23 protein-coding genes and 4 pseudogenes are annotated in these 24,460 nt (G+C 71.6%); 20 read left to right on the top strand and 7 right to left on the bottom strand.

Annotated features, from left to right (window positions below):
• Window positions 1-94 precede the first annotated feature (94 nt).
• The 7 genes from ACWCXH_RS34715 (at window position 95) to ACWCXH_RS34685 (ending at window position 7,528) form a co-directional block, all read left to right on the top strand.
• A complete protein-coding gene (locus tag ACWCXH_RS34715) occupies window positions 95-2,086 on the top strand; it encodes a heavy metal translocating P-type ATPase (protein ID WP_449805501.1) in 1,992 nt (663 codons plus the stop codon).
• A 410-nt stretch (window positions 2,087-2,496) separates the two neighbouring features.
• Window positions 2,497-2,751: a DUF6247 family protein gene (locus ACWCXH_RS34710; protein ID WP_449805500.1), complete on the top strand. Its 255-nt coding sequence runs from the start codon at window positions 2,497-2,499 to the stop codon at window positions 2,749-2,751.
• Window positions 2,752-3,037: 286 nt separating this feature from the next.
• A complete protein-coding gene (locus ACWCXH_RS34705; protein ID WP_449805499.1) occupies window positions 3,038-3,670 on the top strand; it encodes an RNA polymerase sigma factor in 633 nt (210 codons plus the stop codon).
• Window positions 3,667-4,470, top strand: a complete 804-nt coding sequence (locus ACWCXH_RS34700; protein ID WP_449805498.1) for a hypothetical protein — start codon at window positions 3,667-3,669, stop codon at window positions 4,468-4,470. The genes ACWCXH_RS34705 and ACWCXH_RS34700 overlap by 4 nt, the downstream gene beginning before the upstream one ends.
• Before the next feature lie 293 nt (window positions 4,471-4,763).
• The gene (locus ACWCXH_RS34695) at window positions 4,764-5,936 is read left to right on the top strand and encodes an alpha/beta hydrolase (protein WP_449805497.1); all 1,173 of its coding nucleotides are present in this window, start codon (window positions 4,764-4,766) and stop codon (window positions 5,934-5,936) included.
• Between the two features lie 190 nt (window positions 5,937-6,126).
• Complete coding sequence (locus ACWCXH_RS34690; protein WP_449805496.1) at window positions 6,127-7,167, top strand: alpha/beta hydrolase; 1,041 nt, start codon at window positions 6,127-6,129, stop codon at window positions 7,165-7,167.
• Window positions 7,168-7,369: 202 nt separating this feature from the next.
• Window positions 7,370-7,528: a hypothetical protein gene (locus ACWCXH_RS34685; RefSeq protein WP_449805495.1), complete on the top strand. Its 159-nt coding sequence runs from the start codon at window positions 7,370-7,372 to the stop codon at window positions 7,526-7,528.
• Window positions 7,529-7,696: 168 nt separating this feature from the next.
• On the opposite strand, the gene ACWCXH_RS34680 is transcribed toward ACWCXH_RS34685, so the two are convergent.
• Both ACWCXH_RS34680 and ACWCXH_RS34675 read right to left on the bottom strand, forming a co-directional pair.
• Window positions 7,697-8,089 (bottom strand): cupin domain-containing protein, encoded by a 393-nt coding sequence (locus tag ACWCXH_RS34680; protein WP_449805494.1) that lies wholly within the window; start codon window positions 8,087-8,089, stop codon window positions 7,697-7,699.
• Window positions 8,086-9,534 (bottom strand): MFS transporter, encoded by a 1,449-nt coding sequence (locus tag ACWCXH_RS34675; RefSeq protein ID WP_449805493.1) that lies wholly within the window; start codon window positions 9,532-9,534, stop codon window positions 8,086-8,088. Before ACWCXH_RS34675 ends, ACWCXH_RS34680 begins: the two co-directional genes overlap by 4 nt.
• A 57-nt stretch (window positions 9,535-9,591) precedes the next feature.
• On the opposite strand from ACWCXH_RS34675, the gene ACWCXH_RS34670 reads away from it, so the two are divergent.
• Window positions 9,592-10,257, top strand: a complete 666-nt coding sequence (locus ACWCXH_RS34670; RefSeq protein ID WP_449805492.1) for a TetR/AcrR family transcriptional regulator — start codon at window positions 9,592-9,594, stop codon at window positions 10,255-10,257.
• Between the two features lie 43 nt (window positions 10,258-10,300).
• Here ACWCXH_RS34670 and ACWCXH_RS34665 read toward each other — a convergent pair.
• Window positions 10,301-10,429: pseudogene (locus tag ACWCXH_RS34665) on the bottom strand (transposase family protein); the annotation flags it as partial.
• A gap of 299 nt (window positions 10,430-10,728) precedes the next feature.
• On the opposite strand from ACWCXH_RS34665, the gene ACWCXH_RS34660 reads away from it, so the two are divergent.
• Both ACWCXH_RS34660 and ACWCXH_RS34655 read left to right on the top strand, forming a co-directional pair.
• A complete protein-coding gene (locus ACWCXH_RS34660; RefSeq protein ID WP_449805491.1) occupies window positions 10,729-11,688 on the top strand; it encodes an alpha/beta hydrolase in 960 nt (319 codons plus the stop codon).
• A gap of 58 nt (window positions 11,689-11,746) precedes the next feature.
• Entirely contained in the window at window positions 11,747-11,986 is a 240-nt protein-coding gene (locus tag ACWCXH_RS34655; RefSeq protein ID WP_449805490.1) for a hypothetical protein, read from the top strand.
• 70 nt (window positions 11,987-12,056) lie between these two features.
• Here ACWCXH_RS34655 and ACWCXH_RS34650 read toward each other — a convergent pair whose 3' ends face one another.
• Complete coding sequence (locus tag ACWCXH_RS34650) at window positions 12,057-13,445, bottom strand: protein kinase domain-containing protein (protein WP_449805489.1); 1,389 nt, start codon at window positions 13,443-13,445, stop codon at window positions 12,057-12,059.
• A 204-nt stretch (window positions 13,446-13,649) separates the two neighbouring features.
• On the opposite strand from ACWCXH_RS34650, the gene ACWCXH_RS34645 reads away from it, so the two are divergent.
• From ACWCXH_RS34645 to ACWCXH_RS34615, 7 genes are all read left to right on the top strand, one after another.
• Window positions 13,650-14,084, top strand: a complete 435-nt coding sequence (locus ACWCXH_RS34645) for an SRPBCC family protein (protein ID WP_449805488.1) — start codon at window positions 13,650-13,652, stop codon at window positions 14,082-14,084.
• The gene (locus ACWCXH_RS34640; RefSeq protein ID WP_449805487.1) at window positions 14,081-14,557 is read left to right on the top strand and encodes an EVE domain-containing protein; all 477 of its coding nucleotides are present in this window, start codon (window positions 14,081-14,083) and stop codon (window positions 14,555-14,557) included. The genes ACWCXH_RS34645 and ACWCXH_RS34640 overlap by 4 nt, the downstream gene beginning before the upstream one ends.
• Window positions 14,544-15,008, top strand: a complete 465-nt coding sequence (locus ACWCXH_RS34635; protein ID WP_449805486.1) for a MarR family winged helix-turn-helix transcriptional regulator — start codon at window positions 14,544-14,546, stop codon at window positions 15,006-15,008. The genes ACWCXH_RS34640 and ACWCXH_RS34635 overlap by 14 nt, the downstream gene beginning before the upstream one ends.
• A gap of 487 nt (window positions 15,009-15,495) precedes the next feature.
• Entirely contained in the window at window positions 15,496-16,746 is a 1,251-nt protein-coding gene (locus tag ACWCXH_RS34630) for a hypothetical protein (RefSeq protein WP_449805485.1), read from the top strand.
• 102 nt (window positions 16,747-16,848) lie between these two features.
• A complete protein-coding gene (locus tag ACWCXH_RS34625) occupies window positions 16,849-17,502 on the top strand; it encodes a helix-turn-helix transcriptional regulator (RefSeq protein WP_449805484.1) in 654 nt (217 codons plus the stop codon).
• A complete protein-coding gene (locus ACWCXH_RS34620) occupies window positions 17,499-18,632 on the top strand; it encodes an aminotransferase class I/II-fold pyridoxal phosphate-dependent enzyme (RefSeq protein WP_449805483.1) in 1,134 nt (377 codons plus the stop codon). The genes ACWCXH_RS34625 and ACWCXH_RS34620 overlap by 4 nt, the downstream gene beginning before the upstream one ends.
• Window positions 18,629-19,570 carry an ornithine cyclodeaminase family protein gene (locus tag ACWCXH_RS34615; RefSeq protein WP_449805482.1) on the top strand — a complete coding sequence of 314 codons (942 nt, stop codon included), beginning with the start codon at window positions 18,629-18,631 and terminating at the stop codon, window positions 19,568-19,570. The genes ACWCXH_RS34620 and ACWCXH_RS34615 overlap by 4 nt, the downstream gene beginning before the upstream one ends.
• A gap of 510 nt (window positions 19,571-20,080) precedes the next feature.
• On the opposite strand, the gene ACWCXH_RS34610 is transcribed toward ACWCXH_RS34615, so the two are convergent.
• Complete coding sequence (locus ACWCXH_RS34610; protein ID WP_449805520.1) at window positions 20,081-21,547, bottom strand: IPT/TIG domain-containing protein; 1,467 nt, start codon at window positions 21,545-21,547, stop codon at window positions 20,081-20,083.
• A 248-nt stretch (window positions 21,548-21,795) separates the two neighbouring features.
• Window positions 21,796-22,722: a hydroxymethylbilane synthase gene (gene hemC, locus ACWCXH_RS34605; RefSeq protein WP_449805481.1), complete on the bottom strand. Its 927-nt coding sequence runs from the start codon at window positions 22,720-22,722 to the stop codon at window positions 21,796-21,798.
• Window positions 22,723-22,747: 25 nt separating this feature from the next.
• On the opposite strand from hemC, the pseudogene ACWCXH_RS34600 reads away from it, so the two are divergent.
• Both ACWCXH_RS34600 and ACWCXH_RS34595 read left to right on the top strand, forming a co-directional pair.
• Window positions 22,748-22,984, top strand: a pseudogene (locus ACWCXH_RS34600) (hypothetical protein); the annotation flags it as partial.
• A gap of 58 nt (window positions 22,985-23,042) precedes the next feature.
• Window positions 23,043-23,213 (top strand): annotated as a pseudogene (locus tag ACWCXH_RS34595) (PhzF family phenazine biosynthesis isomerase); the annotation flags it as partial.
• A 269-nt stretch (window positions 23,214-23,482) separates the two neighbouring features.
• On the opposite strand, the gene ACWCXH_RS34590 reads toward ACWCXH_RS34595, so the two are convergent.
• Window positions 23,483-24,220, bottom strand: a complete 738-nt coding sequence (locus tag ACWCXH_RS34590) for a VOC family protein (RefSeq protein ID WP_449805480.1) — start codon at window positions 24,218-24,220, stop codon at window positions 23,483-23,485.
• 97 nt (window positions 24,221-24,317) lie between these two features.
• Between ACWCXH_RS34590 and ACWCXH_RS34585 the strand changes: the two are divergent.
• Window positions 24,318-24,460 (top strand): annotated as a pseudogene (locus tag ACWCXH_RS34585) (IS630 family transposase); the annotation flags it as partial.

The raw sequence follows: 24,460 nt of genomic DNA, 5'->3' as shown, positions 1-24,460 counted from the left end.
TACAGGTCATAGATGAAGGACTGTTCATGTGTTCCTGTATCGTGAATTGGGTCGTTAGCCCTGCCCATGGCCTGTGCGAAGGGTCCTGTCTGCCATGTCCTCCACCCTGATCGAGCGCCCCGCCCCCGAGGTGGCCGCCGCATCCGCCGGTGCCGCCCCGCGGCGGCGTACGCGGGTGTTCGCGCTGCCCGAGGCCCGGTGGGCGCTGGCTGCGACGGTGCTGTTCCTGATCGCGCTGCCGCTACAGCTGACCGGCGCCCCGGCGTGGGCGTGGGGTCCGCTGTACGCGCTCGCCTACGCGACCGGCGGCTGGGAGCCGGCCTGGGCGGGCCTTCAGGCGCTGAAGGAGAAGACCCTCGACGTCGACCTGCTGATGATCGTCGCCGCGCTCGGGGCCGCGGCGGTCGGGCAGGTGATGGACGGCGCGCTGCTGATCGTCATCTTCGCCACCTCCGGCGCGCTGGAGGCCATCGCCACCGCTCGGACCGCCGACTCGGTGCGCGGCCTGCTCGACCTCGCCCCCGCCACCGCCACCCGCTTGCTGGACGACGGCACCGAGGAGACCGTCCCGACCGGGCAGCTGACCGTCGGCGACACGGTCCTGGTGCGTCCCGGTGAGCGGATCGGCGCCGACGGGCGGGTGCTGGACGGCGCGAGCGAGGTCGACCAGGCCACCATCACCGGCGAGCCGCTGCCGGTGACCAAGGAGACCGGCGACGAGGTCTTCGCCGGCACCCTGAACGGCACCGGCGCCCTGCGGGTCAAGGTCGAGCGGGACGCCTCCGACTCGGTGATCGCCCGCATCGTGAAGATGGTCGAGGAAGCCTCCGAGACCAAGGCCCCCACGCAGCTGTTCATCGAGAAGGTCGAGCAGCGGTACTCGATCGGCATGGTGATCGCCACCCTCGCGGTGTTCGCCGTGCCGCCGGCCTTCGGCGCCGCGTTCACCGGCTCGCTGCTGCGGGCGATGACCTTCATGATCGTCGCCTCCCCGTGCGCCGTGGTGCTGGCCACCATGCCGCCGCTGCTGTCCGCGATCGCCAACGCCGGACGCCACGGCGTGCTGGTGAAGTCCGCCGTCGTGATGGAGCGGCTCGGCCAGGTGGATGCCGTCGCGCTCGACAAGACCGGCACCCTCACCGAGGGCACCCCGCGCGTCACCGACATCCGCCCCCTGGCCGGTTCCTGCCTGGTCGAGGAGGAGCTGCTGGCGCTGGCGGCGGCGGCCGAGCACCCCAGCGAGCACCCGCTCGCCCGCGCGGTCGTGGACGCCGCCCGCACTCGCGGCCTGGTCCTGGCCACGGCCGAGGACTTCGCCTCCGCCCCCGGCATCGGGGTGACCGCCACCGTCGCCGGCCGCGCTGTCGCGGTCGGCGCCCCGGCCCGGCTGCTGAACGACGCCGAGGACGCCGTCTCGGCCCGTGCCGCCGCCGTCGCCGCCGAGCTGGAGGACGGCGGGCGCACCGCCGTTCTGGTCGAGGCCGACGGTGTTCCGGTCGGCCTGTTGGGCATCGCCGACCGCCTGCGCCCGGACGCCGCCGCCACCGTGACCGCGCTGACGGCCCTGACGGGCACCGCGCCGATGCTGGTCACCGGCGACAACCCGCGCGCCGCCCAGCGCCTTGCCGTCGAGGTCGGCATCACCGACGTGCGCGCCGGGCTGCTGCCGCAGGACAAGGTCACCGCCGTGAAGGACCAGGAGCAGGCCGGCCGCAAGGTGATGGTGATCGGGGACGGCGTCAACGACGCCCCCGCCCTGGCCGCCGCCCACACCGGCATCGCGATGGGCCGGGCCGGCTCCGATCTCGCCCTGGAGACCGCCGACGCGGTGATCGTGCGCGACGAACTCGCCACCGTTCCCGCCGTGGTGGCGCTCTCCCGGCGGGCCCGTTCCTTCGTGGTGCAGAACCTGGTGATCGCCTCGGTGTTCATCACGGTGCTGGTGGTGTGGGACCTGGTCGCCACCCTGCCGCTGCCCCTCGGTGTCCTCGGCCACGAGGGCTCCACGGTCATCGTCGGTCTCAACGGCCTGCGGCTGTTGCGCGAGGCTGCCTGGACCAGGGCCCGCGCCGAGGGCCGCCGGTGAGTCGGCGCACCCGCAAGCGGGCCGCCGCTCCCGCCCGGGGGCGGCGGCCCGCTGCACCGTCATGGTCTGCCGGGGCTGCTGCTGCGGCACCCCGACCGAAGGATCGACGGTATTCGCCGAAGCGCGTGCCATCTCGGCAGACCTGGCCGACCGCGGCTTCGCCGCCGACGACTGCCTCGGCGCCGTCGCTGCCGCCGGTGTCACCTCATTCGCCTCGTCAACGGCGCCCTGGTTGCCCCAGGCGGCAACACTGACGCTGCGTCATATGCGAATCATGCCGAAGATGTTGGACGCACAGGCATAGGTCTCCCCAGTGATCAAAGGGCGGCGTAACTCCGTGATCAGGGGACCTGCGCCTGCCCTGTCTGCCGACCGGCCGCGCCCGCCGCCTGGCTGCGCAGGCCGGCGTGATGTCGTCAGGGAAGGCCCGGTCGGCGCGCGAGGCGGAGTCCGCCGAGCTGCTCACCCGCATCCGCGCCGAACGCCCCGAACGCCCCGAACGCTCGGCCCGCTGGCTGCAGGCCTTCGAACGGGACTGGGCCAAGGCCCTGGATGACTCCCGCCAGACCTACGACCTCTCCCCGCTGCACGAGGTCGTCCGCACCTGGCCCGTCGTCCGGTCGCTCCCGCCATCCCCGCTCCCGCCGCCCCGGTCCTCGCCATGAGGCTGCCGGCCCCGGTCCGGGCGGGCGGCGGCCCTCTTGCGCCCCGGAGCGCGACCTCGTTCTCCAGCGCGCGCTGCCCCGTGAGTGCCACCACCGCGACTGGGTCATGCACCCCTGCCGGCACGTCTGCCGGATGATCTCGGACGGCTCGCCCCGCCGTCCGGCGAAGAACAGACCACACGACCGACCGGGCAGACGGTGGGCGCCGGAGGCATGTGATGTGCGTCATGGGAACTGGCTTGAGTCGTCGCACCAGATAGTGGGCGTGGACTATTCAGATCCAGAGATGCGGACTCGGGTGCGTGCCGGTGACCGGGACGCGTTCGGGCAGCTCTTCGACGCGTACGCGCGCTCGGTGTACAACCATGCGTACCGGCTCACCGGGGACTGGTCGACGGCGGAGGACGTGATGTCGCTGACGTTCCTGGAGGCGTGGCGGCAGCACGGCCGGGTCAGCGCCGAGGGCGGGTCACTGCGGCCCTGGCTGCTGGGCATCGCCACCAACCTGGTCAGCAACCAGCGCCGGGCGGCCCGGCGACACCGGCACGTGATGGCCCAGCTGCCGCCCGTGCCCGAGGGCGTCCCCGACTTCGCGGAGGAGGCGGCCGGGCGGATCGACGACGCGGCGCGGATCGCCGCCCTGCAGGACGCGTTGGCGCGGCTGCGGCGGCCGGACCGCGAGGTGCTGGCCCTGTGCGTGTGGGCCGGCCTGGATTACCAGGAGGCCGCCGAGGCCCTCGGCGTACCGGTGGGCACCGTCCGCTCACGGCTCTCCCGCGCCCGGGCCAAGCTGCACCGCCTCACCGAGGCGGCCGCCCGCCGGGCCCCGCAGAAAAGAGGGGAACTCAGCCGCGATCCGCACCAGATGAAGAGTGGGCCCGCGACCGCGGCCCTGTCCCCCAAGGAGGCACACCAGTGAACGCCGACCAGCGGCCGGATCCGGTCGAGCGCGCCGAACCGCTCGGGCACCTGCCCCTGCCGACCGAGCGCGACCTCCCGCCAGGACGCCACGCCCTACACCGGGAGCGCCTGATGCGCCAGATCGACCTCGACACCCCCGCCACCTCGCCCACCAGGCAGCCCGCCCGGCCGCGCTTGCGGCGACGGCTGGCCTTCACGCTCGCCGGCGCCCTCGCCGCGGGTACGGCCGTGGTGGGCGTGGCACTGTACGACCGGGCGAACAGCGGGCCGCTGAGCTCCGCCGAACTCTCCAGCTGGACCAGCCGCCCGACTCCCGTGGACACCTCGACGGGCCGGGGCGCCGACACCCTCAGGTGGTGCCTGGACGGGATGCCGGACCCCGGCGGGCCCGTCACGATCACCAACGCGGACCTCCGCGGCAAGGTCACCTCCATGGTGGTCGCCCGCGGCGGCACCGTCATGCTCTGCTACGTCGCCTCGAAGAACAGCGGCCTGTCGATGTCGGTCGGTGAGGTGAAGCCCGTCCCGCGCGATGTGATCACCTACGACACCGGCGGCTCCCACGGCAGCGGCTCGGCCACGTTCAACTACGCCGAGGGTCTCGTCGGAGCCGACGTCAAGGCGGTCACCATGACGGACGCCGGGCGAACCTTCGAGGTCACCCTGGACAACGGCCGCTGGACCGCCTGGTGGCCCGGCTCCGACCACGACAACGGCGGCCTGCCCGAATCGGTGACCCTCACCCTCGCCGACGGCACCACCCGTACCGTCACCGGGGACTCGTTGCTCCCCAAGTAGGCCCGGTAGGCCTGGTAGGCCGAGCGGTGGCGGCGTCCGGCCTGTCGACCGGACGCCGCCGCCGCGAGCCCGGGTCGGCTCGGTGATCGATCGTTGGGGCGGGGCCTCAGCCCCAGTGGCCCGCGGCGGCGGCCTCGGCGATGTCCTCGGCCTCCGGAAGTACCGGGCCGCAGGACCGCCCTCGACAGTTCCCAGGAAACTCCCAGGAAGAAGCAACCGAACGGCCGTTCCAGGCTGTCCCCCATGCGACCGGGCACACGGGCCCGGACGGCACAGAAACCGGCACGAACGCAATGAACCTGACTAGCACTCCCCTCCTCGTCCTCACCGTCGTCCTGTTCGCGGCCTCCATAGCGCTGGCCATGGTGCAATGGCTGGGCGGAGGAGCCCTCTTCGGGCCGGCGCGGACAGTGGAGCGACGGCGCACGCCACTGCGCGCACTCTCGTACCTCGGCACCGTGCTGCTCTGCCAGTTCACCGCCGTGGCCATGGTCTTCGTGATCGTCAACGACGAGAACCAGCTCTACGACAGCTGGGGCGACCTGCTGGGCAACTCCAGCCACGTCCGGGCCGTGCCCGTGCCCCCGAAGGACGAAGGGCTGGTCGGCGACCGGAATGCCGCCCCCGCCGGCCCGTCCGGCACCCCCGCGCCGAAGGTGGCGCAGGCCTTCCACGCACCCGACTCGGACGCGGTGCCCAGGAACGTGAAGCAGGCCGACCTCAAGGGCCCGCTCTCCGGAGTCGACGGCGAGGTGCTGGTCTGGACGCCGCCGCAGTACGACGACCCGGCCTACAAGGACAAGACCTTCCCGGTGGTCGAACTGCTCGTCGGGTTCCCCGGATCCTCCAGCGCCTGGTTCGGCGATGCGATGGAAGCGACCAAGCAGCTCGAACCGCAGATGAAGGCCGGTCAGGTGACGCCGTTCATCCTGGTCGCACCGCGCGTCACCCTCCTCGGCAACACCGACACCGGGTGCGCCGACATCCCGGGCAAGGTCAACGCCGACACCTGGCTCTCGCGGGACGTCCCGCAGATGATCGCGGACAACTTCCGGGCCGACACCACCGCGGACCGCTGGGCCCTGTCCGGCTACTCGGCCGGTGCCCACTGCGCCCTGCGCCTCGCGCTCTCCCACCCCAACCGGTACCGCGCCGCGATCAGCATGTCCGGCTACAACGACCCGGCCGGCGAGCCCGGCTCACTGACCGCCAAGGACCCGAAGCTGCGTGAGAGTGCCAACCCGCTCCACATCCTCACCCACGCCCAGACCCCGCCGAACGTCGCGCTCTACGTGACCGGAAAGCGGGGCGACGGACTGGAGGACGCGACCGCCCTCCAGCAGGCGGCGAAGAGCCCGACCACCGTCACCCCGTTCGAGACCACCGGCCCGCACCTGACGTCGACCTGGAAGCCGCTGGTCGTCCCGACCTTCAAGTGGCTGACCGGGATCATCCCGCCCCGCTGACGGCCCGGTTGCGGGCGCGGCGCGTACGCCCGCGCCCGCAACCAACCGTCCTGAGGTTGGGAGGAGCGCATCCCCGGCAGCCCGCCGCCGGTACGCCGGAACACTGCGCGCGACCTCCTCGGTGGCCTCACCGGGGACCACTGCCCGGTTCCGTCCGGCGGGGCCTGACATCGATCGGAGAGTTTTCACCATGCAGCAGCCACAGTCGCAGCCCGCCCGTACCCGTGCGGTCCTGGCCGGTATCACCGCGCTCGCACTGTCCGCCGCTCTGGCGGCCTGCAGCAGTGGCAGCAGGCCGGCCGCCGATCCCAAGGCGGGCGACAACACGGCGGCGGGCACCGCGTCCACCCCGTCCGCTGCGGCGAGCAGCGCGCCGCCGAAGGACTCCAAGGTCGTGATGCCGGCCGGTCCGGCCGCCGACCTGAAGAAGTCCCGTGACACCAAGGCCGGGCCGATCATGATGACCACCCTGGAGGGTAAGAAGTCCGGCGTCTCCGCGCAGGTCTGGGTCTGGCTGCCGCCGCAGTACAGTGACCCGAAGTACGCCCGGTTCGGCTTCCCCGTGCTCACCCTCTACGCGGGCGGTCAGAGTTACGGCTACAACACCTGGACGGACAACCAGCTGCCGATCCAGGAGATCGACGCCCAGCTCGTCCAGGAGCAGAAGGCGCATCCCTTCATCATGATCATGCCGGTGCAGAACCTGACGGCCGACGAGCACCGGTCCCTGGACTGCTCCGACATACCCGGCCAGCCCAAGATGGGCACCTGGCTGTCCCAGGACATCCCGGACTTCGTCCGCGCCAACTTCCGTACCCTCAAGGGCCCTGAGAGCTGGGGCCTGATGGGCACCTCCAGCGGCGCGGACTGCAGCGCCAAGCTGGCCATGCAGCACCCCGACGTCTACAGGGCGGCCGTACCGATCGACGGCGACTTCAAGGCGGACTCCCTGCTCTGGAAGGGCCACGAGGCCGAGCAGGCCGCCAACGGTCCCGACAAGCTGATCGCCACCAGCAAAGCCGACGTCAGGATGCTCGCTACCGCCGGTGGCGGCGTCTCCTACGAGGTCAACCTGGTCAAGGACTGGGTCGCCAAGGCCGTCCCCCCGACCACCGTCGAGTACTACGAGCAGCCCGGCGGCAGGCACAAGACCGTGGACTTCGAGAAGCTGATTCCGATGGCCCTGGAGTGGCTCACCAAGAACCTCACCGGTCCACAGAGCGACGGTTGAGTCGGTTCAGGCCTGGGACGGCCGGTGCCCTCGTCCCGTCGTCACCGATGAGGACCTGCGCGACCTCCTCGACCTCCCCGCCATCGCCGACGCGCGCTCCCAACGTTCCAACGAAGACCTGCTGCGCCTGACCCTGCAGATCGCGGTGCTGACCCGGGCGGGGCCCGTCGGCCCATTCCCGGGTGTCGGGTACGGTTCGCGGATGAAGTTCATCGGGCGGTTCCTGGGGCGGATCCTGGTTCACGGGTTGTTCCGGTTCCTGTTCACCACGGTGGCCGGTTGGGCGGTGGTCGGTGTACTGGTGACGGCGATCGTGGCGCTGGTGGCGGTCCACGCGGTGCGGGACGAGCGGGCCGGGTGACCGTCCGTCGATGCGCGTCGAACACGCGGAGGGCTCCGGCCGGACCACTCGGTCCGCGCACTGCTCGGGTCCGTTGGCCGCACGGCCGCCGGCGCCTCGACGCAGCTGCCGTGAGCACTGGGCAGCGCGTGGTGGCCCGGCAGCAGGGTCTGGCGGGCCACGCTTCGGTCAGCGGGTGTCGGTGCGTTCGAGGCGGGTGCCGCGGCGAAGGGTGATCGACATGAGGTCGCTCGGAGCGTCCAGTTCCAGGCGGTGCCAGCGGCCGCGGGGAACGATCACGGCGGCGCCCGCCGGCAACTGCACCGCCTCGCTGGATTCGCCGGGTCCGGTGGGGCGGAAGTGCAGCCGCGCGCCGCCGGCCAGGCAGCACACCGCCTCGTCTGCCTCCGGGTGCATTTCCCAGTGGTCGGCGTGGACGTCGGCGTCCGTCTCCACGTGGAAGGTCGCGATCTGCCATGCGCCTGAGTCGCTGCTCGTCATTCGGCGTTCGGCGGCTCGGACGTCACCGTCGGGGTGGAACAGCAGTGCCGAGGCGAACAGGTCGATGGGTGTCGAGGTCATGACGTTGTTCCTTCCGGTTGGTTCTCGGTGAGGGTGGCGGCTTGCGGGGTGGTTGCCGTGGTCCGGCGGCGAGGCAGTACGGCGATCGCAACGGCCGCGGCGAGCAGGAAGAGCGCGGCGGTGACCGCCAGGCCCAGGGCGTAGCCGTCGTTCAGTGCGGCGGGGCTGGTGGCCGCGCCGGTGCGGTGCGCCGCGAAGGTCGCGAGGACGGCCAGGCCCACGCAGCCGCCGAGTTGGCGGGAGCTGTTGAAGACTCCTGAAGCCATGCCGGCCTCGCGGGGGGCGACGCCTGTGGTCGCGGCGGCGGCGACCGGAGCCAGGACCAGTCCGGTGCCGATGCTAGTGAGGATGGACGGGCCGAGTACGTCGGCGAGGAAGCCGCCTTCCGGTCTGATGGTGGAGAACCAGGCCAGCCCGGCGGCGGCCAGCAGAGCGCCGGGCACCAGAGCCGCGCGCGGGGAGCGAGAGGAGGTGACGCGGGTCGCGGCGATGGTACCCGCGACCAGGCCGACGGAGAAGGGCAGGAACGCGGCGCCGGTGGCAGCGGCGCCCAGGCCGAGGACCTGTTGCAGGTACAGGGACACGAAGTAGAAGGCGGTGAACTGCCCGGCCGCCGCGAGGAACACCAGGACGTTGGCGCCGGCGACCCAGCGGCTGCGCAGCAGCCCGAGGCGCAACAGCGGTGCGGGGGTCCGGGATTCGGCGACGACGAAGGCGGCCAGCAGTACGGCCGAGGCGCAGAGGGCCACCAGTGTGGCCGGGGAGGTCCACCCGACGGTGTCGGTGCGGACGACGCCGAACACCAGCAGCCCGATTCCGCCGGTTGCCAGGACGGCGCCGAGCGCATCCGGAGCCTCGCGCCGGGCGGGAGGTGCGTCGGCGGGCACACCCGCGGGGACCAGTGCGAGAGCCGCCGCGACGATGGGCAGGTTGATCAGCATGACCCACCGCCAGCCCGCGTACTGCGTCAGCAGCCCGCCCGCGAGCACACCCAGTGCGCCGCCCGCCGCGTTCACCGCGCTCCACACCCCGAGCGCCCGGGTGCGCTGAGGCCCCTCGGGGAACGTGGCGGTCAGCATGGCCAGCGCGGCTGGAGCGGCTGCGGCGGCACCCAGGCCCTGGCCGGCTCGGGCGGCGACCAGTTGCCAGGGCGCCCGGGCCAGCCCGCCCACCAGTGAGCACACCCCGAAGACCGCCAGGCCCAGCACGAAGAGCCGACGCCGACCGTAGAGGTCGCAGGCACGGCCACCCAGCAGCAGAAGTCCGCCGAGTGTGAGCGCGTAGATGTGCACGACCCAGGAGAGGCCGAGCGGGGTGAATCCCAGTGCGAGGCGGATCGCTAGCAGTGCGACGTTGACCACTGCCATGTCCAGGGCGACGACGAACTGTGCGACGGCAGCCGCCGCCAGCACGGCTCCGGGGCGCCCCCGTAAGTTTTTGTACATGTACGAAAACTAGCGCCTGGTGCGCCACGCTGTCGACACCCGGGGGATGATGGGGGCATGTCGCAGACGCCTCCACCGCGCAAGACTCCCGGCCGACCTCCCCGGATCTCCCGCGAGGAGATCATCGGGACGGCCCTTCGGATCCTGGACGAGGGAGGCGTGGACCGGCTGACGATGCGTCGGCTGGCCATGGAGGTCGGCAGTACGCCCATGGCGCTCTACCATCACGTCCGCAACAAGGACGAGCTGCTCGTGCTGCTGCTGGACGACTACGCGACGCGGACACTGCGCCGGCCCGAACTGCCCGCTCAGCCCCGTGAGCGGATCATCGCCGCCGCGGAGGCGATCCACGAGGTTCTGGCAGCCTGCCCTTGGATCGTGGCGGTGCTGACTGCTGACGACCTGCTGTCCAGGACCGCGCTGTGGTTCGTCGAGCAAATCGTGGACGGGTTCGTCGACTGCGGGCTGACCCTCGACCAGGCCGTGCACGGCTACCGCGCGATCTGGTACTACACGGCCGGAGAGATCACGGTCCGGGCGGCAGCGGACCGGCGACGCGCGGACGACGACCGGCCCGTCTACCGAGAGAGCGTCTTCGCCGACCTCGACCCCGACGAGGTTCCCCGGTTGGTACAAGTCGCCGACCGGTGGGAGGCGTTGACCGCCCAGGACACCTATTCGGACGGGCTCCGAGCCCTGGTGGACGGCCTCGCCACCCGGTAACGGCGCACCACCGCCACCACCTCGCCCACCAGCCGGCGGCCCACTGCCCGATCGCGCGGTAGGAACGCGCCCCGGCCGGCACCGCACTGGCCGCGACCAGTAGTACGCACACCAGCGGGTGACGCCGGCCGCGCAGCTCGCGAGGGTCGGGCAGGATCGTCAGCCGGTCCATCAGGAAGGCCCCGCCATGGAGTTGACACGCGGATGGGCTGGTCGGGCGGACCATGGCAGACTGGCGACGCATCGAAACTCCGGCTGGCACGGGCGACTTGACGGTCACTTGTCTGACCGGGGTTTCGTTGCATCCGACACGGCCCCGCCCAGCGCACACCCCTCCGACCTGCACCTGGGCGGACGTCAGCTCCATAGCTCCATGCACCGTATGAACGCGGGCATGTTCACGGGCTTGGACCTGTGCGGCGCCTGCCCGCGGCCGCACGCATGGAACCGAACGGCGAAAGGCCGACAGACATGACCACACACAGAGACAGCGCCACCGAGCAGCCCTCGGCGGACCCCGCCGACCGCGCGGTGTCGCGGCGGCGCCTGCTTCGGCTCGGGGCCGGCGCCGTGGGCGGCGGTGCGGTGCTCGGGGCTGCAGCCGCGGGCGGGATGCTCGCCGGGTGCCTGCCCGGTGGGGTGGAGCTGAAGAAGGTGCTGGGGCTGACCGGGACGGACGGCACGGTACCGGACGTGGCGCCAGGACCGGTGCACGTCGAGCAGGTGCACTCGGCGGCGCGGAGTCGGGAGGTCACGATGGTGACCATGCTCCCGCCCGGCACCACGGCGAGCACGAACCTGCCGGTCTGCGTGATGCTGCACGGGCGTGGGAGCGACGCGCAGGGCATGGTGGCGCTGGGGACGCCGCAGTTCCTGGCGGCCGCGGTCAAGGGCGGCGTGCCGCCGTTCGCCGTCGTCGCGGTGGACGGCGGGGACGCCACGTATTGGCACCAGCACTCCTCCGGCGACGGCGACGACCCGCAGGCGATGCTCCGCGAGGAGCTCCCCGGCTGGCTGCACGCCCGCCAACTGCCCACGCCGCGGGCCGCGATGGGGATCTCCATGGGCGGCTCAGGCGCCCTGCAGTACGCCCTCGGGCGTACGCAGAGCAGCCGCAACCTGGACGCCGTGGCGCTGCTCAGCCCGGCCGTCTTCCGCACCTGGGCGGATGCCCGCACCACCGGCGAGTACGCCGACGAGCCGGACTGGCAGGCCCACGAGCCGACACTGCGCCTCGACCGGATGCAGGTCGGTACCCTCGGCGTGTGGTGCGGCCAGGAGGACCCGTTCTGCCCCGCCGCCCGCCAGGTCGCGCGGCAGGCGCGAGCGCGAGAGGCGCGGTTCCCCGACGGAGAGCACACGGATGGCTTCTGGCGGCGGGTGATACCCGACGCGATGTCGCTGTTGGGGCACACACTCGCCACCGCTTGAGACAGGGACTGCCGCCTCTGTCTGCTGGGCGAGTGGATGCGTCTGGAGAGCGGTCATAGTGCTGGCCCACCTGCGCAATGACGGGCGGCTGGCCGACCTGGCCGGCGGCAACGCGGTCTCGGCCTCCACGGTGCGCCGGTGGGTGCTGGAGGTGATCGACCTGCTGGCCGCACGCTCTCCCCGTCTGGACCGCGCGTCGGCGAAGGTCGCGAAGGACAGCGGGTGCGTAGTGCTGCTGGACGGCCGCCCAACGCCGGCTGCACACGATCGAGGGCGGCCCCGAGAAGACCGCCCCTGACGGGCGCCAGCCCACCACACTCACCGCGCAGTCCTCTGATCAGGCAGAACGTCGAAGTCCTGTCGGAGTACTAGTGTCCTGGCTGCGGCCGGACGTCCACGGGGAGTTGGCCGCCGTCCCGCGGGTGCAGCGTGCAGTAGGCGAAGTGTTCGGCCCCCGAGAGCCAGTCGGCCTTGGACGGGCCGAGCACCACCTGCCCGAAGCGCAGGTCGGGGTGGGCGGACTCGACGTCCAAGGCGGCGACCCGGCAGGCGGAGCCGAGTATGGCCAGGGCGGTGTTCCACTGCGCCTCGGACGTCGGCGCCGCCATCGTGAGGACCTTGCTCACCTGAGCCTGGTGCGGTTGGCCGCAGTCGACCGGCTTCCAGCCGACCTGGGCGTCCAGGTTCACATCCTCCGGGCCGACCTGCGAGGAGTAGCTGACGCAGTCACCGGGGTGGAGCTGCGCCGGACGCGCCGAGGCCGTCGGGTGGTCCGGGTTCCACGCCGCGGCCGCAGAGTCGTCGGACGAGCCGAGGGGCAGCTCGGAGACCAGCCGCATGGCGATCATGGCGACCACCAGCACGCCCGCACTGAACAGGACGGCGTTCCTGGCCTGCTTCTTCCGCTTCGGTATCGGCCCCATCATCTGAGGGGCCTTCCTGCGGCCGTAGCGCTCGGCCAGCTTCCACAGTTGCTTGGCGACCGGCGCGGCGCCCGCAGGGCGACGCGCCGGATCCAGTTCCAGCAGGGAGCGGATCAGCCTCTCCAGCTCCTTGGGCACATCCGGCCGCACGTCCCGAAGCTGCGCGGGCGGGGTGTGCTGCACCCGGGCCGCCCAGCCGCGGATCGGCGGATGCCCGACCAGCAGGGCGTACAGGGTTCCGCCCAGTGCGTACAGATCGGCCCGGGCATCGACGATGCGGCCGCGGAACTGCTCGGGGGCCATGTAGGCAAGGGTGCCGGCGGCGGTGGTGTGGCCGGCCTGCTCCGAACCGTCCTGGACGGCCTGCGGGCGCTCGTGGACGAGGCCGAAGTCCAGCAGCTTGACACCGCCGTCCTCGGTGAGGAAGAGGTTGCTCGGTTTGACGTCGCGGTGGACGAGTCCGGACGCGTGCGCCGTCGCCAGCGCCTCCGCTACCCGGGCGCCCACCTCGGCCACCCAGCCCACCGTCACCGGGCCGTCGTCCCGGCGGGCCTCCAGCGAGCGGCCCTCCAGCATTTCCATGACCAGGAAGGGCGCGTTCTCGAACTCGCCGAAGTCGTGGACCACCACGATCCCTGGATGCTGCAGTCCGGCGGCTGCCCGCGCCTCCCGCAGGAAGCGGGCCCGGGCGTCCTCGTCGGTCTCGTGCAGCAGCTTCACCGCTACCCGTCGGTCGAGCAGTTGGTCCTGGGCGGCCCAGACCTCGCCCATGCCACCCGCGCCCATCGGGCGGTCCATCAAGTACCGCCCCGCCACGACCGTGCCGCTCTGCACCGTGTCCGCCTTCCCACGATTCCCGGAAAGCAACTCAGGGTAGGGCCATGCGCTGACGCTCCTGCCACCGGGGGATGACATCCCGTCGCCCGCCGCTGCCACTACCAACGCTTTCACGCCGGATCACCAGCGGCTCCGGACCGCGCTCGCGACAGGTGTGAGGGGAGGCTTGACCCAGCAATACTAAGCGCGCATACTACTTGCATGATGACTCTCGGAACCGCCCGGATCTCCTCCTCCGCCGCTCCTGCCGCCTTCTTCGCCCACTGGGCCGACACGGCCACCTGGCCCGAGTGGAGCACCGACACCGAGTGGGTCCGCCTCGACGGGCCGTTCGCTCAGGGAACCACCGGGGTGCTCAAGCCGAAGGGCGGCCCCAAGACCAAGTTCGTCATCACCGTGCTGACCGAGCGCGAATTCACCGACGTGTCGCTGCTGCCCGGCGCCAAGTTGACCTTCCGCCACCAGGTGGACGTGGACGAGACCGGCGCGACGGTCGTCCGGGTGACCGCGAGCCTGGCCGGCCCGATGGCGTGGATGTGGAACAAGATCCTCGGCAAGGGGATCGCCACCACCGTCCCGCGCGACCTCGACGGGCTCAAGGCCGCCGCCGAGGCGAAGGCCGAGGTCGCAGCGTGAAGTACTGGCTCGGAGTCGTCTGCCGCGAGCACGTCCAACGCGGCAGGCGGCTGGGCATCGCCCAGCTCGGACACGGCAAGAGGCCCCCGCTCGCGCGACTGCGCACCGGGGACTGGCTGGTCTACTACTCGCCGCGCACCCGCCTGCGCGACAGCGACCCGCTCCAGGCGTTCACGGCGCTCGCCGAGGTCGCCGACGAGACGATCTGGCAGGCCGACGAGGGCGACTTCAAGCCCTGGCGGCGCCGCATGCACTACCACGCCACCACCGACACGCCGATCGCCCACCTGCGCCACGCCCTCGACCTCACGGCCGACCCGAACTGGGGCCACCAACTGCGCCGTGGTCTCATCGAGCTGAGCGAGGGCGACTTCACCCTCATCCGAGCAGCCATGAGCGGGACGGCGACGTCGACCGGGTCGACGATGTCCGCCGTGTCCCAGGAAGGACTCTTCGCCCATGACCGAACGTGAACTGGCCACCTCCTTCGACGACGCCGAGGAGAGCCCGGGATTGCTGCTCTGGCAGATCACCAACCGCTGGCAGGCCGCCCAGCGGGCAGCCCTCAAGCCGCACGGCCTCACCCACGTCCAGTTCGTCCTGCTGGCCGCCCTCACCTGGCTCGGCAGCGACGGCCCGATCACGCAGAAGCAGTTGGCCGACCACACCGCGACCGACCCGATGATGACCTCGCAGGTGCTGCGCACCCTGGAGGCGGGCGGCCTGGTCGAACGCCTCCCTCACCCGACCGACAAGCGCGCCCGTGCCCTCCAGGTGACACCGGCGGGCCGTGACCTGGCCAACCGGACGGTCCGTGTGGTGGAGGAGTGCGACCACCGCTTCTTCGAGCCGCTGGGCGAACTCGCCGCACCGTTCACCCGCTCGCTCCAGCGCCTCAAAGCCGGCGGCGACGCGGCGCGCTGAGCCGCGTCAGGCCACGCACACACCAGCGAGGATCGGCTCGCCCACAGGGCCTGCGCGGGAGCGGTAGGCGTTCCGTGTCGTGCGCAATGGCCACAGACCCCAGGCCGGGCGCCAAGTCGGCCGCACGGTGGCACCGGCAGGGCTTCAGTGGGTCCGACGGCCGTGGACCGTAGACGGGTGAGAGCACCGATCAAGGGGTGCCGGGGATGAATCCGCACGGCGGGAGAGGGATCCGCGCGGCGGCGAAGCCGACGGAGACGACAGCTCTCTGGTGGCCAGTCAATCCCCGCCGACCTGAGGGAAGCACCTGGAGCAACGACTGTGGCCTCCGCCCGATCTCGGGGCAGGATCGCCCCCGTCCCCGCCCGGGGGCGCGCTGCTCCTCATGCGCGCCCGCTGCGGCCCGGTGCGCGCCGTGTGGCCAGGCGAACCGTGGATCGATCCCTACGCTGGGTGCCGGCCCGTCAGCCCACCGAAGGACCCGCCCATGCGTCGCTCCCGCCTCGCGCTGTCCCTGGCCCTCACCGCCGCAGCCGCCTCCACCCTGATCGCGGCCGACGTCGCGCAGGACGACCCGATCCCGTCGGTCAGCCTGCCGGTGCTCCGCGACCCGCAGGCCCAGCAGAAGCTCCACCGCATGACGGACCCGGTGCAGGACTGGGTGGAGTCCGGCGACCCGGCGGCAGCCGGCTACGCCGGGACCGTGATCGACGCGGCGAACCAGCACGCCGACATCTACTGGAAGGGCGAGGCCCCGGCCAGGGTCCGGGCACTGCTCGACGCGCACGCCAGCCACGGCTACACCGTCGACATCCACCGCAGCCCGTACTCCCGCGCCGAGATGAGCGCCGCGATCGACCGCTTCACCGCCGCCGTGACACGCGAGACGTGGACGTCGATCGGCCCGCAGGAGGACGGCGCCGCCATCGCCATCACCTACTCACCGACGAAGGCGACTCGACTGACCGGCGCCCCGGCCACCGAGCAGACGTACGCCCGGCGGGCCGCCGAGATCGCCGGCATGCCGGTGACCGCGACCGCCGAGGGCACCCCGGTGCCGCTGTCCGGTAGCCGGCACTCCGACAACGCGCCGTACTACGCGGGCGCCGAGGTGAACACCGGCAAGGTCACGTTCTGCTCGACCGCGTTCAGCGGGTGGAGGGAGAAGACGAAGGTCCTGCTGACCGCCGCGCACTGCGGTGGCGGCCGTTACTACAACGGCACCGGCGGCTACATCGGTGACCTGTACGCGATCGCCGACGGCCTGGACGTCGGCATGATCGCGATCAACGGCACCGGCGGCGGCCGGTTCTACGACGGCGCCTGGTCGGACAACAGCGGCTCCTCCCGGCGCACGTACGGCGCCGGACGGAACAACGTCGGTGACCTCATCTGCCTCAGCGGCGCCCAGTCGGGGTGGAAGTGCGATGTGGAGGTCAGGAATGTCGACGTGGAGACGACGAACGACGAGGGCACGAAGGTCAAGCCGGTGGATGTCGCGGAGTCCAAGGGCGGGGACCGGCGCGCTATCGCCGCGAAGGGCGACAGCGGGGGACCCGCGCTGGCGAACCCGTCCGGCGCGAACGGCGACATGGAGGCCCGCGGCGTGATCGTCGCCGGCCGGTCGGAGGTCGGCTGCGCGGCCGGGGCGACGGCACACTCGACAACCTGCTACTCGCAGGTTTTGTACGTGCCGATGACGCCGGTGGTGAACCAAATGGGTTTCTCGATCTCCTGACCGGGCACCGTCGTCGGGACCGACGAAGCGTCCCTCTTGCTTGCGCCGCCGGGACAGGCCAGGAGTGGACGCTTTGTCCAGTGTGGACGTATAGTCCAGTGCATGGAGGCTGGCGAAGAGAGCACAGATCACCGGGTCCGGATGTGGGCGCCCGTGGGGCAGGCCGTCGCGCTGCTGCTGGGCCCGTATGCCGAGGTGGTGCTGCATGACCCGGACACCGACCGGATCCTGGCGGTCTGGAATCCGATGGGCTCCCGCGGCCCAGGGGATCCTTCGCTGCTGGGCGAGCTGGACACGCTGGACCCGTCCGCGCGGGACGTGTTCGGCCCGTACGAGAAGGTGCTGGCGGACGGCCGGCGGCTGTCGTCGGTCAGTGCCGTCCTGCGCGAGCCGGACGGGAAGGCCGCCGCGGTACTGTGCGTCAACCTCGACCGCACGCCGCTGGAGCAGGCCGCGGCCGTGCTGTCCGCGTTCGGCGCCCCGACGACGCCCCGGCCGGAGCCGCTGTTCGAGCAGGACTGGCACGAGCGCGTCCAGCACATCGTCGGCACGTACGTGCGCGAGTGCGGCCGCCCCGTCGAGCGTTTGACCCGGGCCGACCGCCTGGCCGTCCTCGGCCGCCTGGAGGAGGCCAAGGTCTTCGCCGTGCGCCGCGCCACCCCCGTCGTCGCCGCCGCCCTGCGGGTCTCCCGATCCACCCTCTACGGCCTGCTGGCCGAACTCCGAACCCCCAGCACCAAGGACCACACGCCATGACCCGGCTGCCCGACTTCCGCCTGGAAACCTACTTCTCCCGGTGGGAGTTCACCGCGCGCCACCACCTGACCGCCTCCGACGTGCAGACCATGACCCTGGGCGAGCTGCTCGCCCTGGCCGATGACGGGGACCGTGCCGCGTTCGAGAACCTGTCGCTGGGCTACACCGAGACCTACGGCGCCCCGGCCCTGCGCGAGGCGATCGCCGGCATGTACGAGCGGGCGGACGCCGCCGACGTGATCTGCTTCGCCGGCGCCGAGGAAGCCCTCTACCTGGCGATGAACGTGCTGCTGGGCGCGGGCGACCACGCCGTGGTGGTGACCCCCAACTACCAGGCGGCCGAGACCGTGCCACTCGCCCTGTGCGAGGTCACCGGCGTCGCCCTGGCCCCCGACCGGGACTGGGCCCTGGACCTCGACGCGATCCGGGCGGCGATCCGCCCGAACACCCGGGTCGTCTCGGTGAACTTCCCGAACAACCCCACCGGCAAGGTCATCAGCGCCGCCGACTTCACCGAGCTGGCGCGGCTGTGCGACGAGCGCGGCATCCACCTGTTCAGCGACGAGGTCTACCGCGGCCTGGAACGCGATGCGGCCCTCACCCTGCCGCAGGCCGCCGACCTGTCCGAGCGAGCCCTGTCGCTGAACGTCACCTCCAAGTCGCTCGGCCTGCCGGGCCTGCGGATCGGCTGGATCACCTGCCGCGACCGCGAGCTGCTGTCCCGTCTGGAGCGGGCCAAGCACTACACCACCATCTGCAACTCCGCCCCCAGCGAGGTCCTGGCCCGCGTCGCGCTCAAGGCCCGCGCCACGATCCTGGACCGCAACCGGGCACTCATCGCCCGCAACCTGCGGATCTTCGACGCCTTCTTCGCCGAGCACCCCGACCTCTTCGAGTGGCGGGCCCCGGACGGCGGCTGCGTCGCCTACCCCCGCTACCTCGGCCCGGAGGGAGTGGAGGAGTTCTGCACCCGCCTGGTCGAGGAGGCCGGCGTCCTGCTGCTGCCCGCCAGCATCTACCGCTCCGAGCTCACCCCCACCCCCACCGACCGCTTCCGCATCGGCGTCGGCCGCGCCAACCCCGAAGAGGGCCTGGCCGCCTTCGCCCAGTGGCTGCGAGCGAACCGATGACCCCACCCGTCCTCGGCGCCGCTGCGATCAAGCGCGCCACCACCCCGGAGCTGGTCCTCGCCGCCGTCCGTGACGCGATGATCGCCCACGCCCACGGCCGCACCACCGTGCCGCCACCGCTGCACGTGCAGTTCCCCGGTGCCGACGGCGACTGCCACGTCAAGGCCGGCTGGGTCACCGACACGCCCGACTTCACCGTCAAGATCGCCACCGGCTTCTACCGCAACCCCGCCGCCGGTCTGCCCACCAACCACGGCCTGGTCTGTGTCGTCAGCGCCCGAACCGGCCGGATCCGCGCGATCCTCGACGACCAGGGCCTGCTCACCGCCTGGCGCACCGCCGCCGCGGGCGCCCTGGCAACCCACGCCCTGGCCCGGCCCGACGCCGCCACCCTGGCGGTGTTCGGCACCGGAGAACAGGCCCGCCTCCAGGTCGAATGGCTGGCCAGGCTCCGCCCGATCGACACGGTGCTCGTCCACGGCCGCAGCCAGGACAAGACCAGGTCGCTGTGCGGGGCGTTCGACGCCCTCGGGCTCCACGCCCGGCCCGCCTCGGCCGACGAGGCGGCCGCAGCCGACATGGTCGTCACCACCACACCGGCCACCGCTCCGGTCCTGCGGGCCGCTGACGTCCGCGCGGGCGCGCACGTCACCGGCATCGGCACCGACATGCCCCACAAGAACGAACTGCCGTCGGCCCTCTTCGCCCGCGCGGCACTGATCGCCACCGACGACCACCAGCAGTGCCTGGACCACGGCGACTTCGGCCACGCCGTGCGCGCCGGGGCCACCACCGACACCAGCGACACGCCCATCGGCCTCCTGCTCGAAAGGCCCGCCGAGCGGCCGGACGGTGCGATCACGGTCGCCGACCTCACCGGAGTCGGCGCACTCGACGCGGCACTCGCCTCGGCCGTGCTGCGCGAGCTGGCCCCGTAGGCGCCCGAGATCGCCGGAGCGAGGCAGCGGACGGACGCGCCCTGCGGCATCGATGGCGATGGCACGTCGGTCGGCGTGGGGGCGAGCGGGCGAAGTCATCAAAACCAGGCTCACGGGCCCAACTTCGGGATATCCCGCCCGGCCAACGCTCAAGTCGCCAACTGAAGCGCTCAGTCACGGCGGCCGCTGTGACTGAGCGCTTCGGTTGGCCAGTGGGCAGTCGAGTTGACCAGTCGAGCGTTTCCGCTTTCAGCCGGTCCGTCCCGTGCCGGTGAAGGCGACGCCGGCGCAGGCCGGCATGTTGGTGGCCGTGGCATCGAGGAAGAGCGTGAATGCCCATGATCGATCTGCCGTGTCGATCCAGCCGATACGGAGGGGTTCGTCTCCTGTGCGTTCGAGGATCCCAACGGTCTCCGCGAGGCCAACTGCCTGGCCCGGGCACGGTTCGACCGGTCGGCGGCAAGGGCCCGGGGCTGCTCGAAGGGCCCCCGGGAACGAGGCGTGCGGACGCTACCGTCCGGTGTAGGTGAACTCGTCGGCCGGGCTGGTGGGAGAGGTGGCCTTGCCGACCGTCACGGTGATGTCCACCGTCTGGCGGTCGTCGAGCTGACCGGGCGCGGTTGCGGTGATCTGGCCGGTGGAGACGAACGTGACCGAATCGGATGCCTTGTCCTTGAAGTGCACGGTGGCGCCCGCGGCGAAGCCCGAGCCGCTGATGGTGACCGGGGTGCCGACCGTTCCGCTGGTCGGGCTGACCGCACTGACCACCACGGGCGCGGGTCCGCCATAGGCGAACTGCGCCATCGCGACGGCCGGGGAAGTGCCGAGGGTGTTGGTGACGCGGACGTGGACGACGCCGGTCCCGTCGGGGACCTGAGCGGTGATCCTGGTGCCGGAGGGGTCGATGCCGTACTCGGTGCAGGCGAAGTGGCCGAAGTCGACCACGCTGTCCGGACTGAAACCGGTGCCGTCGATGGTCACCGTGGCGCCTCGTGCGCCGAAGGTGGGGGTCACATCGGTCACCACCGGCCCGGAAGGGACGGCAGGCGCCCCCACCAGGTCCAGGTAGGTGGAGTTGGCGTGCTGGAAGGCGATTTGGCCGAGGAAGTCCTGGGTGGTCTTGTTGACCAGGTTCTTGGCAAGGCTCGTGTATCCGGTGTTCATCAGGCAGAGCGTGCCGGGCTGGACGTAGACGTGGCCATTGCTGCGCTTGGAGATCGCCCCGATGAGCAGCTTCACTTCTTCGGTCGCCTGCGGTCCCGGGTTCGGGTACCAGTCGGCGGTGGTGTCGAGATCGGCCCACGCGTGCGGTACCAGGTCGTAGGCGTTGTTCTGGCGCTCGTCGATGACCCACGGCACGGAGTTGAAGTAGTCGACGAAGCTCTGCACGCCGGCGGTGGGAGCGGCATAGGTGATCACCGCGAACTTCGGCTGTTTCGGCCAGGTCTGTGCCTGCAGGTACGGCGCGAGCATGGTGGCGATGCAGCCGCCCAGGCTGTGACCGGTCAGATAGACGGTCGGCTGCGGCGAGGAGGGCGCCGACTTCAGCGCGGCGGCGAGCGCCTGAGCGAGCGTGACGTTCGGCGAGGGCGAGGCGATCGAGCGGGTGTTGACAACCCGTTTGAACGCATCCATCGCCCCCTTGGAAACGGCGATGGGCTTCGGTGATCCGCTTTCGGGGAACGGGACGACTGTGCCGACGTCGAGGTCCTCGAGGACGTCGGTCAGATCAGCGTCCGTTCCGCGAGCGACCACGGCGAACTCGTTCGAGCCGGTGGTGCTCCGTGCGATGTAGGCCATATTGGCGTTGGCCTCGCTGAGGGCGAGCCACACCAGCTCCCACGTGCCCTGCGTCGCAAGGCCGGGATCGCTCAGTTGCGCGTCGATGCCGGTGATGATTCGTTCGGTCTGATGCTTCAGGGTTTCCCCGGACGGGCGCGGGGTGGCCCCGGTGGCTGCAAGGGCAGCCAGGGTCATGGTCACCTGGGCGATTGTCGGATCGGGTGCCATCGTCGTTCCTGCTCCTCGGGTGTGTTGCCGGTGCGGAGGCGGGACGGCCTTTCGGCAGCATCAGGGCAGATCTGTGCCGAACCGGCCGCCAGAGTGGATCGCACACAATCAGACCTCCCCCCGGTGTCGGCCGGTGCTTTTCCTGCCTTCAGGTTGACCAGGTTCACCTTGTTGGCCGTTCGTCATGCGGGTGTGCGGCTAGGCCGGGGCGCGCCCTAAGCGGCGGCCCGGACCTCCGCCAGGATGCCCTCCGCGCCCTGGTCCAGCAGGAGGCCGGCCACCTGCACGCCCACCTTCTCCGGCTCGTACAACGGGCCGGAGCACCGGGCCTCCACCTGCCGCCTGCCGTCCACGGAGGTGACCTGCCCGTGCAGGGTCAGCACGTCGCCGTCGGCCTTGCCGAACGCGCCGACCGGCACCGAGCACCCGCCGTGGAGCTCGGCCAGCATCGCCCGCTCGGCCCGCACCTCCGCGTCGGTCACCGGGTCACCGGACCCGGCCAGGATCCGGCGGGCCAGCTCGTTGTCCTCCCGGATCTGGATGCCCAGGGCGCCCTGGCCGGGCGATGGGGGGAACAGCTCGATCGGCAGGATCTCGCTGATCTCCTCGCCGCGGCCGAGCCGCCTGATTCCGGCAGTGGCGAGGACCACGGCGTCCAGCTGCTGTGTCCTGAGTTTGCCGAGCCTGGTCGGGACGTTCCCCCGGATCTCCACCGGCACCAGGTCCGGGCGGACGTGCAGCAGTTGGGCGATCCGGCGCGACGCCGACGTGCCGATCCGGCCACCGCGCGGAAGATCGGCCAGGGTGCTGCCGCACAGCGCGTCGTGCACGTCGGCGCGGGTGGGCGGGGGCAGGAGGATCAGGCCGGGCGGGTTCGCGGTCGGCAGGTCCTTGAGCGAGTGCACGATCACGTCGACCTCGCCGGACACCAGCGCGTTCACCTGGTTCACGGAGAACGCCGAGCCGCCGCCTCGCTCCGACACCTCCCTGAGCGCCGACCGGCGGTCCTGGTCGCCCGCTTCCGTGATCACCCGCTGGCGGAAGACCATGTCGGGAAAGCGCTCCCGCAGCGGCGCCAGGAACTCCCTGACCTGGGCCCGCGCCAGGTGACTGGCTCGCGACCCCACCACCAGTGTGCTCATACGCCAACTCCCAGCATCTGACGAGATGTTGACCGCATGCTACCCGCATCGAACACGCCCAGTTTCCGACGGTATGTCGGAAACTGGGGAAGGGGCTTTCGTGCTGAACACCGCCAGGACCGTCCACATCGGCGCCCGCACGTCCCCGATGTCGCCGGCCCGGGTCGCCCTCGTCACCGAGGGCCTGCGCGACCGCCATCCGGGTCTCTACGTCGAGCTGGTGCCGTTCACCGCGGCCGGCAACCTCGAACCCGGCCGGCACGCCGAGCTGCACGACAAGGGCGCCTTCACCGGCGAGATCGAGGACGCCCTGGTCGCCGGCGGCCGCCTTCGGCGGCTACCTGCGCACCCTGGGCCTGGTGGAGACGGCCACCACGCTCACCGTCCGCCAGGGCGAGGACACGGGCCGGCCCAGCGACCTCACGGTGCGGGCCGGGCCGGAGGACGCCCGGGGGCGGGTGAGCGGGCGGGCGGTGCGGATGCGGGTGTGACCGATTCGGGCACGGACGTCCCGGGGTCGGCGAGCGACTGACGAACTGCGCCCGGGGTGTCGCCGTACCAGCGCAGCACCGCCCGGCGCAGGACTCCTGGAGCAACCGGGGTACTCCACTGATGACGTTCAGTCAGCTACTGCGGCTTGCCGAGGCTGCCAGGACCCGGGCCGTGCGACCCGTACTGGACCCCTGAGCGCGGAGCCTCCCGCTCCACCCTGCCCGCCGCCTTAGGCCGACCACCCGCGGACCACCCCGGTGGGCCGGGGTCAGCGAGGGGCGAGGAGACAGAACTCGTTGCCTTCCGGGTCGGCCAGAACCGTCCAGGAGATTGCGGACTGGTCGATACCGGGGTCGGTGGCGCCCAGGGCGCGCAGTCGGGCTTCCTCTGCTGACAGGTCGTCACCGGGATAGGGGCGGACGTCGAGGTGGACGCGGTTCCACCCGCTCTTGGTGTCGGGGGTGCGGAGGAACTCCAGGTAGGGGCCGACGCCTTGGGCGGAGCGCATGGTCGCGTGGTCGTCGGTGACCTCGTGCAGCGTCCAGTCCATCGCCTCGCCCCAGAACCGCGCCATGGCCCGCGGATCCGCGCAGTCGACCACCACCGCGGCGATCTCCCCGGTGTCCCGGTAGATCGGGCGAGGCTCCAGGACGCAGAACTCGTTGCCCTCCGGGTCGGCCATGACCGTCCAGGGGACGTCGCCCTGACCCACGTCGGCGAGCGTCGCGCCGAGATCCTTCAGACGTGCGACCAGCTCCGCCTGATGGGCGGTCGAGGTGGTGGCCAGGTCGAGGTGCACCCGGTTCTTGACCGTTTTGGGTTCCGGGCGGGCGATGATGTCGATGCAGACCGCCACGGGGTCGGGGTAAGCGAACCCCACGGGTTCGAGGTTGGTCACGCCGGGTCCCTCGCTGTCGACACCCCAGCCGAGCGCCTCCGCCCAGAACCGGCCGAGCACGGAGTCGTCCTGGGCCTTCATGTTGATCTGCACAAGTCGTGTTGCCATGCTGCAGATCCTAGTGCCGCATCAGACAATGTTCGCCCTCTTGTGACGAGGCGCCCGGTTGCTGCGGCTGGCGGCTCCGGGCGGTCAGAATGATCGCGTGGCTGAACGCGTGCAGGTCCGTGAGATCGATGACGACGAGGGCAGGCGGCTGCTGCGGATCATCCGCAGAGGCACCGGGTCGGTGGTGACCTGGCGGCGGGCCCAGATGGTGCTGCTGTCCGCCCAGCGCATGCCGGTGGC

This window comes from Kitasatospora sp. NPDC001660 (assembly GCF_053596725.1).
Note: the sequence above shows the minus strand (reverse complement) of the source record. Positions and strands in the feature narration are given on the sequence as shown.

What these genes read in the sequence shown, in the direction of transcription:
- ACWCXH_RS34660 (WP_449805491.1), top strand. Translation starts at nt 10,729, where the DNA reads ATGACCACACACAGAGACAGCGCCACCGAGCAGCCCTCGGCGGACCCC.
- hemC (WP_449805481.1), bottom strand. Translation starts at nt 22,722, where the DNA reads ATGAGCACACTGGTGGTGGGGTCGCGAGCCAGTCACCTGGCGCGGGCC.
- ACWCXH_RS34645 (WP_449805488.1), top strand. Translation starts at nt 13,650, where the DNA reads ATGATGACTCTCGGAACCGCCCGGATCTCCTCCTCCGCCGCTCCTGCC.
- ACWCXH_RS34695 (WP_449805497.1), top strand. Translation starts at nt 4,764, where the DNA reads ATGAACCTGACTAGCACTCCCCTCCTCGTCCTCACCGTCGTCCTGTTC.
- ACWCXH_RS34620 (WP_449805483.1), top strand. Translation starts at nt 17,499, where the DNA reads ATGACCCGGCTGCCCGACTTCCGCCTGGAAACCTACTTCTCCCGGTGG.
- ACWCXH_RS34710 (WP_449805500.1), top strand. Translation starts at nt 2,497, where the DNA reads ATGTCGTCAGGGAAGGCCCGGTCGGCGCGCGAGGCGGAGTCCGCCGAG.
- ACWCXH_RS34615 (WP_449805482.1), top strand. Translation starts at nt 18,629, where the DNA reads ATGACCCCACCCGTCCTCGGCGCCGCTGCGATCAAGCGCGCCACCACC.
- ACWCXH_RS34690 (WP_449805496.1), top strand. Translation starts at nt 6,127, where the DNA reads ATGCAGCAGCCACAGTCGCAGCCCGCCCGTACCCGTGCGGTCCTGGCC.
- ACWCXH_RS34680 (WP_449805494.1), bottom strand. Translation starts at nt 8,089, where the DNA reads ATGACCTCGACACCCATCGACCTGTTCGCCTCGGCACTGCTGTTCCAC.
- ACWCXH_RS34685 (WP_449805495.1), top strand. Translation starts at nt 7,370, where the DNA reads ATGAAGTTCATCGGGCGGTTCCTGGGGCGGATCCTGGTTCACGGGTTG.
- ACWCXH_RS34590 (WP_449805480.1), bottom strand. Translation starts at nt 24,220, where the DNA reads ATGGCAACACGACTTGTGCAGATCAACATGAAGGCCCAGGACGACTCC.
- ACWCXH_RS34715 (WP_449805501.1), top strand. Translation starts at nt 95, where the DNA reads ATGTCCTCCACCCTGATCGAGCGCCCCGCCCCCGAGGTGGCCGCCGCA.
- ACWCXH_RS34610 (WP_449805520.1), bottom strand. Translation starts at nt 21,547, where the DNA reads ATGACCCTGGCTGCCCTTGCAGCCACCGGGGCCACCCCGCGCCCGTCC.
- ACWCXH_RS34625 (WP_449805484.1), top strand. Translation starts at nt 16,849, where the DNA reads ATGGAGGCTGGCGAAGAGAGCACAGATCACCGGGTCCGGATGTGGGCG.
- ACWCXH_RS34675 (WP_449805493.1), bottom strand. Translation starts at nt 9,534, where the DNA reads ATGTACAAAAACTTACGGGGGCGCCCCGGAGCCGTGCTGGCGGCGGCT.
- ACWCXH_RS34705 (WP_449805499.1), top strand. Translation starts at nt 3,038, where the DNA reads ATGCGGACTCGGGTGCGTGCCGGTGACCGGGACGCGTTCGGGCAGCTC.
- ACWCXH_RS34635 (WP_449805486.1), top strand. Translation starts at nt 14,544, where the DNA reads ATGACCGAACGTGAACTGGCCACCTCCTTCGACGACGCCGAGGAGAGC.
- ACWCXH_RS34670 (WP_449805492.1), top strand. Translation starts at nt 9,592, where the DNA reads ATGTCGCAGACGCCTCCACCGCGCAAGACTCCCGGCCGACCTCCCCGG.
- ACWCXH_RS34630 (WP_449805485.1), top strand. Translation starts at nt 15,496, where the DNA reads ATGCGTCGCTCCCGCCTCGCGCTGTCCCTGGCCCTCACCGCCGCAGCC.